Here is a 17,858-nt window from a genome sequence, read left to right as displayed (position 1 = left end):
TGCTTGCGCTGCGTTCCAGTGCTGGCGTCGGGGAACCGAAAACTTGGATCACACAGGCGATATTCCGGAAAGTGGACGAACGGCCGATAGCGCCGACGACCTTGCCGTGCCTGAAGGCATCGGGCCTGAAAGCGCCGAACTGTCTCCTGACACGGCTCGCGAATTTGCATCCTATTTCCATCGTTCTCGCCAGATGGCACCGCCATCGAAGAACACTCTCGTCAAGCGCCAGGTCCTCGCCCGGGTGGACGGGTTCGCCCAACGCTATGACGAATGGAAGCTGAAGACTGGAACGTGGTTTCATTCGCTTGATCTGACGCCCGATCTTGCCGAGGATATCGGCAGTCGGCGCTGGTTCCGGGGCCTTGGCACGATGGTCGCGCTTGGCGCAGTCGCGGTTGCTTTCTGGCCTAGCATGGCCCCGCTTGAAGCGCGTTCAGCCATGCCTCAGGGTGAGGAAATTCGCGACGAGTTCCGCAGCCAGATGATCATGCCGCTCGCCCTTGGCGCAGATAGCGGCCGGCGAATGGGCCCGACTGCGGATGTTATCCCTCTCGAGAATGCACCAGAGCGCCCGCGGATCGATATGGTCGCAACCCTCGCCGCTGGCGACTCGTTTGCGAGCATGCTCCGCCGCGCAGGCGTTTCCGCGACCGATATCGGCCGGGTCAGCGCCTTGATCGGAGGGGCCATGCCGCTGTCCGAAATCGAGCCTGGCACAAAAATGGACATTGTTCTCGGCCGGCGACCAGAACCGGGCGCCGCCCGGCCGCTCGACGCGCTCAAGTTCCGCGCACGGTTTGATCTTGAACTGGAAGTGGGCCGTCAGGGAGCCGATCCAGAAACCGGGATCGGCGGCGATCTCGCGCTTGTTCGCAACATCATTCGTGTCGACGACACCCCGCTTCGTGTCCGCGGCAAGGTCGGTTCCAGCCTATACCGATCGATGCGGGCATCAGGCGTCCCTGCCAGCGCGGTGCAGGATTTCCTCCGCGCCCTCGACGATCAGATCGACCTCGACCGCGAAGTTCGCGCCACGGACGAATTCGACATCATCATCGCCTATCGCCGCGCCGCGACAGGAGAGCGGCAGGCAGGACAACTGCTGTTCGCCGGGCTCGAACGCGACGGCAAGCCAAAGACACAGTTGATGCGCTGGGGTAAGGATGGCCGTTTCTACGAAGCATCGGGCGTGGGTGAACAGCGACGCGGTCTGGTCGCGCCTGTCCCCGGATCAATCTCGTCCAGTTTCGGCATGCGCCGTCACCCCATTCTCGGATATCGCCGAATGCACTCGGGGATGGATTTCAGAGCGCGCCACGGCACACCCATTGTCGCTGTTACCGATGGCCGGGTAAGCTCCGCAGGCCGTGCGGGGGGCTGCGGTATCGCGGTCAGGCTCGATCACGGTGGCGGCCTTTCGACCCGCTATTGCCACATGAGCCGCATGGCTGTGCGCAGCGGGCAGGAAGTCCGGCGCGGGCAAGTCATCGGCTACGTCGGCTCCACCGGGCTATCGACCGGGCCGCACCTCCATTACGAAATGTATCGCAACGGTCGCGCCATCAATCCTGCGAGTGTCGACTTCGTCACCCGTGCCGTCTTGTCGGGCACCGAACTGATCGATTTCCAGCGCAAGCTGATCGAACTGCGCGAAATCGAACCGGGCGCGGCACTCGAAGACCTCGAACCCCTGCCCAGCGAGGTCAAGGAACCCGAGCGCGAGATCGAGAAGATCGACCTCGCCCGGCGTATCAACTGAAGTCCGCCAAGCCGGGCGTACTCACACCGCAATTGATCGCGGCCAGCATTTGCGGCAACACCGCGCACATGACTGGCAAATATCCCAACACCCGCCTGCGCCGTACCCGCGCAACCGCATGGAGCCGTGCGCTTCATCGCGAAACCATGCTGACACCGGCGGACCTGATCTGGCCGCTGTTTGTCACTTCCGGCAACGGCGTCGAAGAGCCGATTCCTTCGCTGCCGGGTGTTTCGCGTTGGTCGGTTGACGGAATTGTCGCCCGTGCAAAGGAAGCGGTCGATCTGGGCATTCCCGTGATCGCTCTCTTCCCCAACACCCCCCCTGAAAAGCGCACCGACGCAGGAGAAGAAGCGCATAATCCGGACAATCTTATGTGCACCGCCATCCGCGCGATCAAGGATGCCTGCGGCGATGCCATCGGCGTGCTGACCGATGTCGCGCTCGACCCTTATACCAGCCACGGGCAGGATGGCCTCCTCGATACCAAGGGGTATGTCACCAATGACGATACCGTGGCTGTTCTGGTCGATCAGGCGATCAACCAGGCTGAGGCCGGTGCGGACATCATCGCCCCTTCGGACATGATGGACGGTCGCATCCATGCGATCCGGATGGCGCTGGAAATGGGGGGGCACCACAACGTCCAGATCATGAGCTACGCCGCCAAGTATGCGAGCGCCTTTTACGGCCCGTTCCGCGATGCGGTGGGATCGCGCGGACTGCTGAAAGGGGACAAGAAAACCTATCAGATGGACCCGGCGAATGGCGACGAGGCGCTGCGCGAAGTCGAGCTCGACATAGCCGAAGGTGCCGACAGCGTCATGGTGAAGCCGGGCCTTCCTTATCTCGACATCGTGCGCCGGGTGCGTGATGCTTTCGGGATCCCCGTCTTCGCCTATCAGGTGAGCGGCGAATACGCGATGATAGAGGCTGCAAGTGCGGCTGGTGCTGGGGATCGCGATGCGCTGGTGCTCGAAACCCTGCTGTCGTTCAAGCGGGCAGGCAGCTCGGGCGTGTTGACCTATCACGCCCCGCACGCGGCGCGCCTGCTGAATGGTTGAATTCCGACACCAGACAGAACGGCTGATCCTGCGCGACTGGCGTGAGGATGACTGGGCCGAGTTCTGGCGCCACACCAACACACCCGCGGTCATGCGCTGGCTGGGCGGGGTCTGTGACGAGGCAAAGCGACAGGCGGCGCAAGACCGCTTGCTCTCCTATCAAACCGATTTCGGTCACACGTTCTGGGTGGTGGAACGCAAGGAAGACGGCGCGATCCTGGGCTTTTGCGGGCTAAAGCGATGCAACCAGCAAGGCGGTCCCGTCGGGATGATGGAGATCGGCTGGCGTCTCCGTGAAGATGCATGGGGCCACGGCTATGCGAAAGAAGCGGCCAGTGCATCGCTCGACCTGGCTTTTGAGAGGTTTGCGGCTGATGAAGTTATCGCGCTGACCGTTCACGGAAACCGACCGAGTTGGGGCCTGATGATCCGGCTCGGCATGCGGCGGCGCGAGGATCTTGATTTCGACAACGTCGATTTCGATCCCGAATCCGGCCGCATAATCGTCTATTCGATAGCGCGATCGGACTGGCGCCTCTGACATGCCCGAAATCATCCTTGAAACCTCGCGGCTGATCCTCCGCCAGATCGAAGCTGCCGATCTCGATCTGCACATGCGACTGCTCAATACGCCTGCGGTGATGCGGTATCTGGGCGGAGTGCAGCCGCGCGAAGTGATGGCAGCGAAACATGAAGCCGCGCGCACAGGCTTCGCTGCCGAAGGGTTCGGTTTCATGATCATGGAAGAGCGCGCCACGTGCGAAATGGTGGGTCATTGCGGACTGCGGCGGGTGGTTCATCCTCAGGCACCCAACCCCGGCGACCATGAAATCGGCTGGCTGGTGCGCGAGGATCGCTGGCGGATGGGTTATGCCCACGAAGCGATGCGTGCGGTGGTCGATTGGGGCTTTGGCGTGCATCACGCGCCCCATATCGTCGCCTTGACCTGCGAGGCCAATATCGGCAGCTGGCGGTTGATGGAAAAGCTCGGCATGGAACGGCGCAAGGACCTCGACTTCGTCGATCCGGCCGACCCGGAACCGATCATCCAGTACGCGATCACCCGCGAACAATGGGAGCAACAGCAATGACCGCCCGTCCCGCCCGATTTCCCGGGGCCAACATCATCCCGATCCACGGCAAGACGCCGAAGATTCACGAAACCGCCTTCATCGCGCCCGGCGCGACGATCATCGGCGATGTCGAGATCGGAGCGGGCAGCTCGATCTGGTACAATTGCGTGGTCCGCGCCGATGTGTTCACCATCCGCATCGGCGAGCGCACCAATGTCCAGGACGGCAGCGTTCTCCACTGCGATCCGCCTCGCCCCGGAGACGAGGAAGGGTGCCCGCTAGTGATCGGTGACGACGTGCTGATCGGTCACATGGCGATGGTTCACGGTTGCACTATCCATGATCGCGGGTTTGTCGGCCTCGGCGCGATTGTCATGAACAAGGCGGTGATCGGATCGGATGCGATGCTGGCGGCTGGCGCAATGCTGACCGAACGCAAGGTCATGGGCGAGCGCGAACTATGGGCAGGCCGTCCAGCAACCAAGCTACGCGATCTGCCCGAACCTGCGATTGCCGGTATGCGCGTGGGCGTCGCGCATTACGCAGAGAATGCCAAGCACCATGCGGACGCAGTGCGGGCGGCGCTGGGCGATGGCGCGTCCGAATCCTGATCTCCCACCTCCGGCACAAATCGCCGCCCTGATCGATGCCGATGGCAGGCTCTCGGTCAAGGCAACTCCGGGTGCCCGTGCCGAAGGCCTGTCGGTGGAGGAAGCCGTCCTCCACGCCAAGGTTCGGGCAAAACCGCAGGATGGCGCAGCCAATACCCCCATCGCAGAACTCATCGCACGTGGGCTGGGCATCGCGCCGTCGCGGGTCAGGCTGGCACGCGGAGCGACATCGCGAAACAAGGTGTTCGTGATTGATCGCAGCTAAGTCGCTGCACTTTCCGTTTCAACGGCGAAGGCAAATCCCCAAAGCATGATCGCAACCATCAGCCCCGCACTTGCTGCAACCAGCGGGTCGACAAGGCAAAGCGCTCCGCCCGCTGCAGCGCCCAGCGCCAACGCACTCCACAGGAGCCCATATCCGCGCGATCCCGAGAGCGGTTGCCCATAAAGCTTCGCCGCAATTCCTTGTCCGAAACGCACGAGCGCTCCGGTCATATAGGTGACCCCAACTGTCACTTCGCCATCGCGCGAGAAGACATTGTTGGCCAGCCCCATCGCCATTGCCGACAGTCCTAGAAACGAAAGCGGCCAGCCCACGAGCAACAGTCCGGCACCCGCCCCAAGCAGGCCTGCCACCAGCCCCAACAGCACCCGTTTGTGCCGTCCTCGTACCCGTCGCAGCACCAAAGCACCTATGATCACCCCGGCCAGGAAGAATGCGATCAACCCCAGCGGCAGTAGAGCCAGACCGGGCCGCTCCAACAGTGCGACTCCCATGCGCGTGGTGTTGCCTGACATAAAGGAAGTGAAATAGCCTCCCGCGACAACGAAACCGGTCGCATCCACCAGCCCCGCCAATCCGGCAAGACCGAGCGCAAGGCGTTGGCGAGCAGGATCGTAGCGATGCATTTCAGGATGCGGGCTGTTTCAGATATTTCATCATGTAGCCGACATAATCCGCCTTGCCGACCGCCAGCCCTTCGGCGCGAAGTATCGTGTAAGTCGTCATCAGGTGGAAATAGACCTGCGGCGTTGCCCAGTCGCGGCAATATTCATGGGCCTGCATTGCAAAGGCCATGCCGTTGGGCAGATCGAACTCAACAATGTCGCCGCTGGCCGGCCAGTTCGCGGGATCTGTTTCAGCGACAAGTGCGCGCGCGGCGGCGATGCGCGAGTGGGCGTCGGCAAAGGAGGTGATGTCGCTGTCGTCAGTGGAAAGGTCGACCTTCCCGAGCCGCTTCAGCGCCGTCATCACTTGATCGATGGTGAAGCGGATCTGGGTGTGAAGCGGGAACATGTCCTCCGCCAGCCGGGCGTGAAGGAGCGCCTCTCCTGTTTCGTGGCTCTCCGCCTTGGTGACTAGATGATCAAGCGTGGACAGTGAATTGGCGTAAGTCGCAAGTGCTGCCGTGGCGTAGGACATCGAATTCTCTCCCGTGAAGTAATCCCGGCAGTTAGGCGGCGCTCAGTCCTTAATCAATCCGCGCAAGCTTTCGATCCTGTCTGCCTCGTGCACCGGCTTGTCCCAGCGGATGCGGTGGATGCGGGGAAACCGCATGGCGAGGCCGCTCTTGTGGCGTTTCGAGGCATGCACGCTGTCGAAGGCGACTTCGAACACCAGCGTTCGCTCGACCTCTCTCACCGGGCCAAAGCGGTTGACCGTGGTCTGTCGGACGAGTTTGTCGAGCTTCTTCAATTCCGCATCGGTGAAGCCCGAATAGGCCTTGCCCACCGGGAGCAATTCCGCCCCCGCATCCGGATCGCCATCCCAGCAGCCGAAGGTGTAATCGGAATAGAAGCTCGAACGCTTGCCCGATCCCCGCTGCGCGTACATCAGGACGCAATCGATCAGCAGCGGATCGCGTTTCCATTTGTACCACAGCCCGACCTTGCGCCCGGGGACATAGGGGCTGTCCCGACGCTTGAGCATCAGTCCCTCGATTGCCTCGTCACGCGCCGTTTCGCGGATTTGTGCAAGGTGATCAAAATCGCGCGCTTCGACGATGGCGGAAATGTCGAAATGTGATCGCGGCAAGCGGTCCATCAAGGATTCAAGCGCCGCGCGGCGATCCGACCACGGCCTTTCGCGCAGGTCTTCGCCGTCTATCACAAGCGCATCGTAGAGCCTCACGAAGGCAGGATATTCGGCCAGCATCTTCTTCGAGACGGTCTTGCGACCGAGCCTTTGTTGCAGCGCGTTGAAACTGGCCGCTCCGCCTTCTTCGCCTCCCTGCGCATTGCCCCGAACGAGCAATTCCCCGTCCAGCACCGCGTCTAGCGGCAACACCTGGAGCAATTCGGGGAAGGTTGAAGAGATGTCGTCGCCGCTGCGCGAATAAAGCCGCGTTTCGCCGGCGACGCGGACCAGTTGAACCCGGATGCCGTCCCATTTCCACTCGGCTGCATAGTCGGCGAGATCCACCACCGTTTCTTCGAGCGGGTGTGCCAGCATGAACGGGCGAAAGCGCGGCGTGTTCGAAACATCAGGCGGGGCGTCGCCATTGGCCGCCCATGCGAACAGCTCGGAATAGGGCGGGGCCAGCGCGTGCCAGTATTCCTCCACCGCATCCACCGACACATCGAAACTTTGCGCAAACGCCGTCTTCGCCAGCCGTGCCGAAACTCCGACCCGCATTCCCCCGGTCGCAAGCTTGATCAGGGCGAAGCGGCCGTTCGTATCCAGCCTGTCGAGCAGCTTGGGCAGTTCTTTGGGCGCGGTAGCTCGGTTGAGCGCTGAGAGCATCTCGACGACCTGTGCTACCGAGGGCGGATCTTCGTTTACCTCGCTCTCCGGCCACAGCAGGCTGGCGGTTTCCGCGGTATCTCCGACGAAATCACGCGATAGCGTCCACAGCACTGGATCGACACGATCCTTCATCAGATTGCGGATGGTCGAGGATTTGACCGCCGGGAAATCCAGCTCTCCCGTCAACGCCGCCAGCGCCCAGCCGCGATCGGGATCGGGCGTTTCGCGCAGGTACTCCGCGATCAGCCCCAGCTTGCGATTGCGGCTGGTTGTGTAGACGAGCGTGTTGAGCAGAGAGGCAAACGCCTTCATTCGTCCTCATCCTCTCGCCCCACTAGCGCAAGCGCGCGCGCCCGGCGCTGGCCCAGTTCGCACCAGCGCAAGAGTGCCTCCTCGCGCCCGTGGGTGACCCAGACTTCCTGCGGGTTCACGTCCTCGATTGTCTGCGTGAGTTCGTTCCAGTCAGCATGATCGGAGATCACCAGCGGCAATTCGACCCCGCGCTGCCGCGCCCGACCGCGCACCCGCATCCAGCCGCTGGCCATGGCGGTGACGGGCGTGGGCAGGCGCCGCGACCAGCGATCATTGAGTGCGGAGGGAGGGGCGATGACAATTTGCCCGCGCATCGCTTCCTTTTCATGATCGCTGACGAGCCGCAATTCACCCAGATCCACCTCGTGATCCTGATACAGGCGGCACATCTTTTCCATCGCGCCGTGCAGGAAGATCGGTTGCGAATGTCCCGCGGCACGCAATTCCGCAATCACCCGTTGCGCCTTCCCCAGCGCATAGGCACCGACCAGCACGCATCCTTCCGGATGCCCGTGCAGCGCACTAAGTAGTTTCGCCATTTCATCTTCGATTGGCGGGTGGGTGAAGACGGGCAGGCCGAACGTCGCCTCGGTTATGAAGATATCGCAGGGCGTGACTTCAAACGGCGCACACGTCGGATCGGCGCGGCGCTTGTAATCGCCGGTGATCACCACGCGCTCCCCTGCGTGCTCCAGCAAGATCTGCGCGCTGCCCAGCACGTGGCCCGCCGGAATGAAGGTCGCATCGACACCGCCCGGCAGGCGGATCGTTTCGCCATTTTGAACTGGTGTCGCGCCTTCGCGGGTGTTGTAGCGCAACTTCATGATCGCCAGCGTTTCCGGGGTGGCAATCGTTGCCCCATGTCCGCCGCGGGCGTGATCGGCGTGACCGTGGGTAATCAGTGCCCGGTCTACAGCCCGTCCCGGATCGATCCAGACATCCGCCGCGACGACATGCACACCCCACGGTTCGGGCCGGATCCAGGAAAACGCATTGCTCATATCGGAATATACGAAAAGGGCGCGAGAGGGTTTCCCCAATCGCGCCCGTTCTGATCGATGATCGCCGGATCAGCCTTCCTTGTCGCTGCCCGATTCCTCGGGCTTCGGGTCATCCTTCTTGGCGGCAGGCTTCTTCTTCGGTGCTGCCTTCTTGCGCGCGGGCTTTGCCTTGGGCGGAGCAGGGGTCAGTTCGAAGGCGGGCTTGCCGTCCTTTATGCTGACATGCACTTCGCCGCCATCGGCGAGCTTGCCGAACAGCAGTTCCTCGGCGAGCGGCTGCTTGATCTTTTCCTGGATCAAGCGGCCCATCGGACGCGCACCGTAGAGCTTGTCATAGCCCTTGTCCGCCAGCCACGAGCGGGCATCGCTGTCGAACTGGATGTGGACGTTCTGTTCGGCCAGCTGCAGTTCGAGCTGAAGGATGAATTTGTCGACCACGCGGGCCACCGTGCTCTTGCCAAGGTAGGCGAAAGGCACGATCGCATCGAGACGGTTGCGGAATTCCGGGGTGAACATCTTCTTCACCGCTTCCGAACCTGCATCTTCCTTCGACACGTCGCCGAAACCGATGCCCTGCCGCGCCATGTCGGCAGCGCCGGCATTGGTCGTCATGATCAGCACGACATTGCGGAAATCGACCGTCTTGCCGTGATGATCGGTCAGGCGGCCGTTATCCATCACTTGCAGCAGAATGTTGAACAGATCGGGGTGGGCCTTTTCGATCTCGTCGAGCAGCAGGACGCAGTGCGGATTCTGGTCGACAGCATCGGTGAGCAAGCCGCCCTGATCATATCCGACATAGCCCGGCGGCGCGCCGATCAGGCGGGAGACGCTGTGGCGTTCCATATATTCGGACATGTCGAAGCGCTTAAGCTCGATCCCCATTATCGAGGACAGCTGACGTGCGACCTCGGTCTTGCCGACCCCGGTGGGGCCACTGAACAGGAACGAACCGATCGGCTTGTCCGGATCACGAAGCCCCGCGCGCGAAAGCTTCATAGCGGTCGCAAGCCGGGTGATCGCTTCGTCCTGGCCGAAGACGACATGCTTGAGATCGCGTTCGAGGTTTTCGAGCGCCTTCTTGTCGTCCTTGCTGACCGATTTGGGAGGAATGCGCGCCATCGTCGCGATCACGGCCTCGATCTCCTTGGCGGTGATCTTTTTCTTGCGGCGGCTGGGCGGCACCAGCATCTGCATGGCACCGACTTCGTCGATCACGTCGATCGCCTTGTCCGGCAGCTTGCGGTCATTGATGTAACGCGCCGACAGCTCCACCGCGGTTTTCAGCGCGTCGGGCGTGTACTTGACGTTGTGATGCTCTTCAAAGGCGGTGCGCAGGCCCTGAAGGATCTTCACCGTGTCCTCGATCGTCGGCTCGTTGACGTCGATCTTCTGGAACCGGCGCAGCAAAGCGCGGTCCTTTTCGAAATGGTTGCGGAATTCCTTGTAGGTGGTCGAGCCGATGCAGCGGATCGTCCCGCCCGACAATGCGGGCTTCAACAGGTTCGATGCATCCATCGCCCCGCCGCTGGTGGCGCCTGCGCCGATCACCGTGTGGATTTCATCGATGAACAGGATCGCGTCGGGCATTCCTTCGAGCTCGTTGACGACCTGCTTCAGCCGTTCCTCGAAATCGCCGCGATAACGCGTCCCGGCGAGCAACGCGCCCATGTCGAGCGAATAGATCACCGCATTGAGCAGCACTTCGGGCACATCGCCTTCAACGATCTTGCGCGCCAGACCTTCGGCGATCGCGGTTTTGCCGACTCCCGGATCACCGACATACAGCGGGTTGTTCTTTGACCGGCGGCACAGGATCTGCACCGTGCGGTCCACCTCCGGCCCGCGACCGATCAACGGGTCGACCTTGCCTGCCTTGGCCTTGGCGTTGAGGTTGACGGTGAACTGGTCGAGAGCGGTTTCCTTCTTCGCCGCGCCTTCCTTGGTCGCTTCGGCCTGCTCGGCAGCCGGTTCCTCGGTACCCTGCGGCGACTTCGATTCAAGCTGGCGCCCGCCCTTGCCGATGCCGTGGCTGATATAGCTCACGGCATCGAGGCGGCTCATGTCCTGCTGCTGGAGGAAATACACCGCATAGCTGTCGCGCTCGGAAAACAGTGCGACCAGTACGTTGGCACCCGTCACCGTGTCCTTGCCCGAGGACTGGACGTGCAGGATCGCGCGCTGGATCACACGCTGGAACCCGGCCGTTGGCTGCGGATCGGCGTCATCCTCTGTCTTGAGCGACTGGTATTCCTGATCGAGATACTGCTTCACCACCTCGCCCAGTTCGGCAAGGTCGACACCGCAAGCCGCCATCACCTGCGCCCCGTCCTCGTCATCGATCAGCGCCAGGAGAAGATGCTCCAGCGTCGCATATTCGTGCCGACGCTCCGACGCATGGGCCAAAGCGTTGTGGAGGGTTCGTTCGAGGTTCTGGGCGAAACTGGGCATGAGCGTGTCTCTATTGGGGGGCGAACGGTGCTCCGGGAAACGGAGCGATGGAGAGGATCAGCAAACTATATGGGTAATGCGTAAACGATTGCGAATCCGAAGTGAGGTGCGCGGCCCGATTCATGTGCCGGGCCTGCCGAACAGCGCATCAGCTGCCGCACGATGCGCTGCTGCCTTGTCGCGGTGCGATTTGACCCGCGCGATCTCGGCCTCAAGAAAGGCGATCCGGTCCGTCAATTCGTCCTGAGAATAGGGGGAGAGATCCTCACCGGCCAGCAGGCTGGCGGCATCGCCTTTCGGGCGCGGAAGATTCTCGTCATCCATTGCGGGGGAACATCGCAAGACTGCCCGCTTGCTGTCAATGCGCATGGTGGCTATTTGCGGGCCGCAATTGCGAAAACGCACCGGGGAATGCGCGAAACGCAACGCACACAGGGGGTTTGCACGATGGGTCGATCAGATACACCTCATATTCCGGAGACGATGCAGGCCATTGGCTTTGCAGCTCCCGGCGGGCCGGAGGTGCTTGAGGCAGGAACTGTCGATACGCCGGCTCCCGGCGATCACGATGTGCTGATCCGGGTGGCCTATGCGGGGGTGAACCGTCCCGATTGCGCGCAGCGCGCCGGCCTTTACCCGCCACCTCCGGGTGCCTCACCGATCCTCGGCCTGGAAGTTGCCGGTGAAGTCGTTGCCGTTGGCTCTCAGGTTCCCGTCGAAATGCTCGGGGCAAAGGTCGCCGCGCTTACGCCCGGCGGCGGCTATGCCGAATACTGCACGGCCCCGTGGCAGCACTGTCTGCCCGTGCCTGATGGAATGGAGCTGATAACGGCGGCGGCGCTGCCCGAAACGCTGTTCACCGTGTGGCACAACGTGTTCGAGCGAGGCTGCGCGCGCGATGGTGAGCGGTTGCTGGTTCACGGCGGCACTTCGGGCATCGGCACCATGGCAATCATGCTGGCCAAGGCGTTCGGGCTGGAAGTGATCGTGACCTGCGGCGATGAAGAGAAATGCGCGGCCGCCCGGTCAATCGGTGCCGACCTTGCGATCAACTATCGCGAGGCTGATTTCGTCGAAGCGGTGAAAGCGCACACTGGCGGGGCGGGGGTCAACATCGTGCTCGACATGGTTTCGGGCGATTACGTGCCGCGCAACCTGCAATGCCTCGCCGAAGATGGGCGCCATGTCACCATCGCAGTGCTGGGCGGGGCCAAGGCCGAATTGTTCATGCCGATGGTGATGATGCGGCGCCTCACGCTGACCGGTTCGACCCTGCGACCGCGCTCGGACGCGTTCAAGGCCGCTTTGGCCGATGAAATCGCGATCAACGCCTGGCCCTTGTTCACCAATGGCGAGCTTGCACCGGTAATGGACCAGACCTTCGCACTTGCCGATGCCGCCGCCGCCCATGCGCGGATGGAAGCCGGAGAGCATATCGGCAAGATAATGCTCGAAGTCGCCGGAGGCTGAGAACGCAGGGTATTCTCGCGAAACTGAGTCATTTCGCTGTCACAAGCGCGCGCATTTTCTCTAAACCGTAACGGGCCTGTGAATCGCCTGTAACATTGCCCTGTCATGGGATGCGGACCGAGCAAGAAGGTCCGAGGACGCCCCATGAACGGTTTTATGTTGTCTGATCTACCGCGGGATATCGACAAGGTCGCCAATCTGCCACTGCGCCCGCCTGCACGGCCGGAGCCGGAGGGGGTCGAGCGGCGGCGCTATCGCACGATATGGATCAGCGACGTCCACCTCGGCACGCGCGGCTGCAACGCCGAAATGTTGATCGACTTCCTCGACCGCACCGACAGCGAAACGATGTACTTAGTGGGCGACATCATCGACGGCTGGCGGCTCAAGAAGAAGTTTTACTGGCCGGCAGAGCACAATGACATCGTCTGGCGCGTGCTCAAGCGGGCAAAGCGCGGGACGCGGATCATCTACATCCCGGGCAATCACGACGAAATGTTCCGACAGTTCACGGGATTGAACTTCGGCGGGATAGAGATCCGCCGTGCAGCGTTCCATGACACAGCTGACGGGCGCCGCCTGATGGTGCTGCACGGCGACGAATTCGATGCCGTCATGCTGTCGCAACGCTGGCTCGCATTCGTCGGTGATTGGGCGTATCATACCGTCATGCGTCTGAATGTTGTCGTCAACACGGTGCGCAAGGCGCTTGGCAAGCCGTACTGGTCACTGTCGAAGGCGGCCAAGCACAAGGTAAAGAACGCCGTCGAATTCATCGGCCAGTACGAGGAGGTCGTGGCCCGCGCCGCCGGAGAGCGCGGGGTCGATGGCGTTGTTTGCGGCCACATCCACACCGCTGAATTCCGCCGCTTCGAACACCAAGGCCGAAGTGTGGAATACTGGAACGACGGCGACTGGGTGGAAGGCTGCAATGCATTGGTCGAGCACTTCGACGGAAGGATGGAAATCCTGCATTGGGCCGATGTCGTCGCGGATCGCCAACGCGGTGTAGTGGAGGATTCCGCTGGCCATGCGGAAGCCCCCCGCGAACGAGAGGCAGCGTGAACCGGCAGACCGCCATCACCGCGGCTTTTGATTGCCCGAACCCGTTTGCAGGCAATCGCGGCGGTTCCGAGCCGCAGTCGATCGCGATCGTCACCGATGCCTGGTTCCCGCAGGTCAACGGAGTGGTGCGCACGCTCTCCACCACATGCGATATTCTTCGCCAATGGGGGCACGACGTCACCATCATCTCTCCCGAGCAATATCGGTCCTTTCCAGCCCCCACCTATCCTGAGATCCGGCTGGCGTTGACGGCTCCGGGTTCGGTCGGCCGCCAGCTTGCGCGGATCGGGCCGGACGCGGTGCATATTGCGACCGAAGGGCCGCTTGGATTTGCCGCCCGGCGATATTGCGCCAGCCGCAAGGTGCCATTCACCACCGCCTACCACACCCAGTTTCCCGACTATCTCGCACGGCGCACCGGCCTCCCGGCGAGCTGGTTCTGGCGCTATATCCGCTGGTTCCATCGACCGGCGCAGCGGATCATGGTGGCAACCGAATCGATCCGGCAGCAATTGCGTGAACGGGGTTTGACCCAGCTCAGCCATTGGAGCCGGGGGGTGGACCTGTCCTGCTTTTCGCCCGATGCGCCGCGCCCGCCGGAATATGACGGGCTCGAAGGGCCGATCCTGCTTTATGTCGGGCGGATCGCGGTCGAAAAGAATATCGAGGCGTTTCTCACCTGCGAATATCCCGGCACTAAAGTCGTCGTTGGCGACGGCCCGGCGCGCGCTTCGCTGGAGGCGAAGTTTCCCGATGCGCATTTCATGGGCAAGCGCAGCGGGGTCGAACTCGCTGGCTTCTACGCCGGAGCCGATATCTTTGTCTTTCCGAGCAAGACCGACACTTTCGGCCTCGTCATGATCGAGGCGCTGGCTTGCGGAACCCCGGTGGCAGCCTATCCGGTCCCCGGCCCGCTCGATATCGTGACCGACAACGTTGGGGCGATGTCCGAAGATCTCGCCCGCGCCATCGACGCCGCCCGCTATTGTGAGAGGAGCGCGTGCGCGGCGGCTGGCGCGGCGTTTTCGTGGGAGGCTGCAACCCGGCAATTTCTCGAAGGGCTGGTGGCGCTGGAAGAGGAAGAATGCGTCTCCTTGCGCACCGCGCCTGCCATATAGGCTCTTTTCCTTGCCGTGGCGGCCAATTTGGCCTATCTGCCCCCTCGCAACGGCCGCTCCGAAAGGGGCGGCCCTTTACATTTTTACGGAGATTTCCCCATGGCAATCAAGGATCAGCCCAAGCCGCTGATGCCGCACGCCACCGCCACCTGGCTGGTTGACCACACCGGCCTGTCGTTCGAGCAGATCGCGGAATTCTGCGGTCTTCACATTCTCGAAGTGCAGGCAATGGCCGATGATCTGGCAGGCAGCAAATACACCGGTCGTGATCCGGTGCATGCCGGCGAACTGACGCTGGAAGAGATCGAAAAGGGGCAGAACGATGCCTCATACTCGCTCAAGATGCACAAGGCTCCGGTCGAGGTGACCCGCACCAAGGGTCCGCGCTACACCCCGGTGTCCAAGCGTCAGGACAAGCCCGACGGCATCGCCTGGATCCTGCGCAACCATCCCGAAGTGTCGGACGCGCAAATCTCCAAGCTGATCGGCACGACGCGCAACACCATCGGCGCGATCCGCGAGCGCAGCCACTGGAACATCCAGAACATCCAGCCCAAGGACCCGGTGACGCTGGGCCTGTGTTCGCAGCGCGAGCTTGACGCGGTTGTCGCAAAGGCTGCCAAGCGCGCTGGCGTGACCGAAGAGGCAGAGGCAGTGGAAGGCATCGACGGCCGTTCTGACAAGGACAAGCTGATCGAGGAACTGCGTGCCGAGCGTGACGCCAACGCAAAGGCTGCAGCTGAAGCCGCCCAGGAAGCCGAAGCCGAAGCATGGCTTGCCCGCAAGCGCGAAGCTGAAGCGGCCGGCATCGAAGAGCCGGCCCCTGTCTTCCCGGAAGAAACTTCTGAAGAAGACACGGGCGAATAAAGTCCAAAAGACATGATATCGAAAGGGCGTCGGACCACCATCCGGCGCCCTTTTTGCGTGTGCGAATGGCGCTTGACCTGCTCGCCGCAACCGATGCTGCAAAAAATTCGCATTAGCGCATTAGCTTGCGCTTGTGCGAAAGCCGGGCTTGCGTCATTGTTACTGACATGAGTGTCAATACGCCCCCGTATCATCACCCTACCCCTTGGGACACGTCATTTCCCTTGATGACGCTGCCTGAATTGCTGGAAAACGCGGTACGCAAGAATCCAGATGCGCCGTTCCTGCATTTCCTCGGGCGGACATACACTTACGGTCAGATCCATCAGGATGCGCTGGAATTTGCGCTGGGTCTGGTGGAAATGGGAATCAAGCCGGGAGACCGGGTTGGCCTGTTCCTGCCCAATGTCCCGATTTACGCATCGGCCTATTACGGCGCGATGATGGCTGGGGCGGTGGTGGTGAATTTCTCACCGCTCTATTCGGTCGAGGAACTGGCGTGGCAGGTCGAAGACAGCGGGACCCGTCTGCTGGTCACACTCGACGTGCCGGAACTCTACTCCACGGCAGCACAGGTGTTGGAAGCCTCGCCGCTGGAAACACTGGTGGTCGGCAGCCTTGCCGAAATGTTGCCATGGTACAAGGGTCTGGCGCTGAAGCTGCTCAAGCGCAGCCAGATTGCCGACGTTCCCTACGGTGGAGAGGGCGAGCCAATCCGCATGTGGAACGACATGCTGGCGGATTGCAATTGGACATCGTGGCTTGAAGGCCGAACTTTCCCGCTGCCAAAGGTGACGCACGAAGACCTCGCCCTGCTGCAATACACCGGCGGCACGACCGGTCGGCCCAAGGGCGCAATGCTGGGCCACAGCCAGTTGACCCAGAATGCGCAGCAGGTCGCCTCGATCAATCCCTTCGAAGACCCGTCAAAGGAAGTCTTCATGGGGGCGCTGCCGTTCTTCCACGTCTTCGCCAACACCGCGCTGCTCAATCATGCGGTTGCCGCCGGTGCCTCCATCGCGATGGTCCCGCGCTTTGATGCGGCGCAAGTCCTTCAGACCATCCAGAAATATCGCACCACCGGCTTTCCTGGCGTGCCGACGATGTTTCAGGCTCTGCTCGATCACCCGGACCTGGCGAAGACCGACCTGTCGAGCCTCAAGGTCTGCATTTCAGGCGGCGCGCCGATGCCCGCCCCGGTGCATGAAAAGTTCGAAGCGGTAACCGGCGTCCGGCTGGTCGAAGGTTATGGCCTGACCGAAAGCTCCGGCGTGGTCTCGGTCAATCCCTATGCGGGCACACGCAAGCGTGGCACCATCGGGCAACTGGTTCCGGGCACGGAAATCGTGCTGCTCGACAAGGAAGACCCCACCAGGCTCGCGCCGGAAGGCGAACCGGGCGAACTTGCAATCCATGGTCCGCAAGTGATGCGCGGGTACTGGAATCGCCCGGAAACCGATGCCGACGTGTTTGTTACGCGCGGTAACAAGAAATACCTTCGCACCGGCGATGTCGCAGTGATGGACGAGGACGGCTTCCTGAGCATTGTCGACCGGATCAAGGACATGATCGCTGTCGGCGGCTTCAAGGTCTTTCCGAGCGTGGTCGAGGATGTGATCCTGAAGCACGCGGCCGTCAAAGAGGCGCTGGTGATCGGCGTGCCCGAGGAATATCGCGGCGAAGTCCCGCGGGCCTACGTCACGCTCAATGAAGGATCAGGCACAGTTGATGGCGACACGTTGAAGGCGTGGCTCAACGAACGGATCGGCAAGCACGAGCGCGTCGATCAGGTGGTGATCCGCGAAAGCCTGCCCCGCACGATCATCGGCAAACTGGACCGCAAGGCCCTGCGCGCCGAAGTTCTTTGAGGCCGCCAACAAGCGGTGTGCGCCGAAGTTCTCTGAGGCCGCCCGGAGGCGGTAAGATTAGTTTGCGATCTGCAGCTGGGGATCGGAGCTGCCCGAAGGCTTCGACAAGGAAGCCCCGACCTGACGCTGGGAATTGGGCGAAAACCGCCCGTCTACCTGAGCGCCCTGTTCGATCGTCAGCGCATCGTAATGCACGTCGCCTTCGATCTTGGCGCTCTTGAGGATCACAAGCTCCTTGGCTGTGATCGAACCCTTCACCCGGCCCGACATGCGCGCGCTCTCTGCCGTCACAGCGCCGTTGATTACGCTGGACTCACCTTGGACTAGCGAAGCGCATTTGATGTCACCATCGACCTTGCCGTCGATATGCAGGTCAACCGAGGCGCTGATGTCTCCAGTGATGACGACATCGGAACCGAAAACCGAAAAAGTGGAGCTGCCTTGGGCCAT

Annotated in this window: 18 protein-coding genes; 11 read left to right on the top strand and 7 right to left on the bottom strand. The window is 62.0% G+C overall.

From position 1 onward, the window contains the following. The first annotated feature begins 43 nt into the window (after positions 1 to 43). From AABA34_RS01800 to AABA34_RS01775, 6 genes are all read left to right on the top strand, one after another. The gene (locus tag AABA34_RS01800; protein ID WP_338303627.1) at positions 44 to 1,762 is read left to right on the top strand and encodes a M23 family metallopeptidase; all 1,719 of its coding nucleotides are present in this window, start codon (positions 44 to 46) and stop codon (positions 1,760 to 1,762) included. A 68-nt stretch (positions 1,763 to 1,830) separates the two neighbouring features. Next, positions 1,831 to 2,826 (top strand): porphobilinogen synthase, encoded by a 996-nt coding sequence (hemB, locus tag AABA34_RS01795; protein ID WP_338303625.1) that lies wholly within the window; start codon positions 1,831 to 1,833, stop codon positions 2,824 to 2,826. Continuing rightward, complete coding sequence (locus tag AABA34_RS01790) at positions 2,819 to 3,367, top strand: GNAT family N-acetyltransferase (RefSeq protein ID WP_338303623.1); 549 nt, start codon at positions 2,819 to 2,821, stop codon at positions 3,365 to 3,367. The genes hemB and AABA34_RS01790 overlap by 8 nt, the downstream gene beginning before the upstream one ends. Position 3,368: 1 nt before the next feature. Beyond that, positions 3,369 to 3,917, top strand: a complete 549-nt coding sequence (locus AABA34_RS01785) for a GNAT family N-acetyltransferase (protein ID WP_338303622.1) — start codon at positions 3,369 to 3,371, stop codon at positions 3,915 to 3,917. Next, positions 3,914 to 4,510, top strand: a complete 597-nt coding sequence (locus tag AABA34_RS01780; protein ID WP_338303621.1) for a gamma carbonic anhydrase family protein — start codon at positions 3,914 to 3,916, stop codon at positions 4,508 to 4,510. The genes AABA34_RS01785 and AABA34_RS01780 overlap by 4 nt, the downstream gene beginning before the upstream one ends. Next, positions 4,491 to 4,775: a DUF167 domain-containing protein gene (locus AABA34_RS01775; RefSeq protein ID WP_338303620.1), complete on the top strand. Its 285-nt coding sequence runs from the start codon at positions 4,491 to 4,493 to the stop codon at positions 4,773 to 4,775. The genes AABA34_RS01780 and AABA34_RS01775 overlap by 20 nt, the downstream gene beginning before the upstream one ends. On the opposite strand, the gene AABA34_RS01770 is transcribed toward AABA34_RS01775, so the two are convergent. From AABA34_RS01770 to AABA34_RS01745, 6 genes are all read right to left on the bottom strand, one after another. After that, positions 4,772 to 5,419 (bottom strand): DUF1275 family protein, encoded by a 648-nt coding sequence (locus AABA34_RS01770; RefSeq protein WP_338303619.1) that lies wholly within the window; start codon positions 5,417 to 5,419, stop codon positions 4,772 to 4,774. The two genes, AABA34_RS01775 and AABA34_RS01770, sit on opposite strands and share 4 nt — an antisense overlap. Position 5,420: 1 nt before the next feature. Continuing rightward, complete coding sequence (locus AABA34_RS01765; RefSeq protein WP_338303618.1) at positions 5,421 to 5,933, bottom strand: DUF1993 domain-containing protein; 513 nt, start codon at positions 5,931 to 5,933, stop codon at positions 5,421 to 5,423. 42 nt (positions 5,934 to 5,975) lie between these two features. Then, positions 5,976 to 7,568, bottom strand: a complete 1,593-nt coding sequence (locus AABA34_RS01760; protein WP_338303617.1) for a cisplatin damage response ATP-dependent DNA ligase — start codon at positions 7,566 to 7,568, stop codon at positions 5,976 to 5,978. Then, positions 7,565 to 8,569: a ligase-associated DNA damage response exonuclease gene (locus tag AABA34_RS01755; RefSeq protein ID WP_338303616.1), complete on the bottom strand. Its 1,005-nt coding sequence runs from the start codon at positions 8,567 to 8,569 to the stop codon at positions 7,565 to 7,567. Before AABA34_RS01755 ends, AABA34_RS01760 begins: the two co-directional genes overlap by 4 nt. A 69-nt stretch (positions 8,570 to 8,638) precedes the next feature. Continuing rightward, positions 8,639 to 11,020, bottom strand: a complete 2,382-nt coding sequence (gene clpA / locus AABA34_RS01750; protein WP_338303615.1) for an ATP-dependent Clp protease ATP-binding subunit ClpA — start codon at positions 11,018 to 11,020, stop codon at positions 8,639 to 8,641. A 120-nt stretch (positions 11,021 to 11,140) separates the two neighbouring features. Further along, entirely contained in the window at positions 11,141 to 11,344 is a 204-nt protein-coding gene (locus AABA34_RS01745) for a DUF1192 domain-containing protein (RefSeq protein ID WP_338303614.1), read from the bottom strand. 123 nt (positions 11,345 to 11,467) lie between these two features. On the opposite strand from AABA34_RS01745, the gene AABA34_RS01740 reads away from it, so the two are divergent. From AABA34_RS01740 to AABA34_RS01720, 5 genes are all read left to right on the top strand, one after another. Further along, positions 11,468 to 12,490: an NAD(P)H-quinone oxidoreductase gene (locus AABA34_RS01740; protein ID WP_338303613.1), complete on the top strand. Its 1,023-nt coding sequence runs from the start codon at positions 11,468 to 11,470 to the stop codon at positions 12,488 to 12,490. 144 nt (positions 12,491 to 12,634) lie between these two features. Then, positions 12,635 to 13,555: a UDP-2,3-diacylglucosamine diphosphatase gene (locus tag AABA34_RS01735; RefSeq protein ID WP_252259397.1), complete on the top strand. Its 921-nt coding sequence runs from the start codon at positions 12,635 to 12,637 to the stop codon at positions 13,553 to 13,555. Positions 13,556 to 13,635: 80 nt separating this feature from the next. Continuing rightward, a complete protein-coding gene (locus tag AABA34_RS01730) occupies positions 13,636 to 14,673 on the top strand; it encodes a glycosyltransferase family 4 protein (RefSeq protein ID WP_338304774.1) in 1,038 nt (345 codons plus the stop codon). Positions 14,674 to 14,772: 99 nt separating this feature from the next. Beyond that, positions 14,773 to 15,540, top strand: a complete 768-nt coding sequence (locus AABA34_RS01725) for a DUF1013 domain-containing protein (RefSeq protein WP_338303612.1) — start codon at positions 14,773 to 14,775, stop codon at positions 15,538 to 15,540. Positions 15,541 to 15,707: 167 nt separating this feature from the next. Next, complete coding sequence (locus AABA34_RS01720; RefSeq protein WP_338303611.1) at positions 15,708 to 17,408, top strand: long-chain-fatty-acid--CoA ligase; 1,701 nt, start codon at positions 15,708 to 15,710, stop codon at positions 17,406 to 17,408. A gap of 57 nt (positions 17,409 to 17,465) precedes the next feature. Here AABA34_RS01720 and AABA34_RS01715 read toward each other — a convergent pair whose 3' ends face one another. Then, complete coding sequence (locus AABA34_RS01715) at positions 17,466 to 17,858, bottom strand: bactofilin family protein (protein WP_338303610.1); 393 nt, start codon at positions 17,856 to 17,858, stop codon at positions 17,466 to 17,468.

Source organism: Erythrobacter sp. Dej080120_24, assembly GCF_036322605.1.
Classification (GTDB): domain Bacteria; phylum Pseudomonadota; class Alphaproteobacteria; order Sphingomonadales; family Sphingomonadaceae; genus Erythrobacter; species Erythrobacter aurantius.
This window is presented reverse-complemented; position numbering and strand designations above follow the sequence as displayed.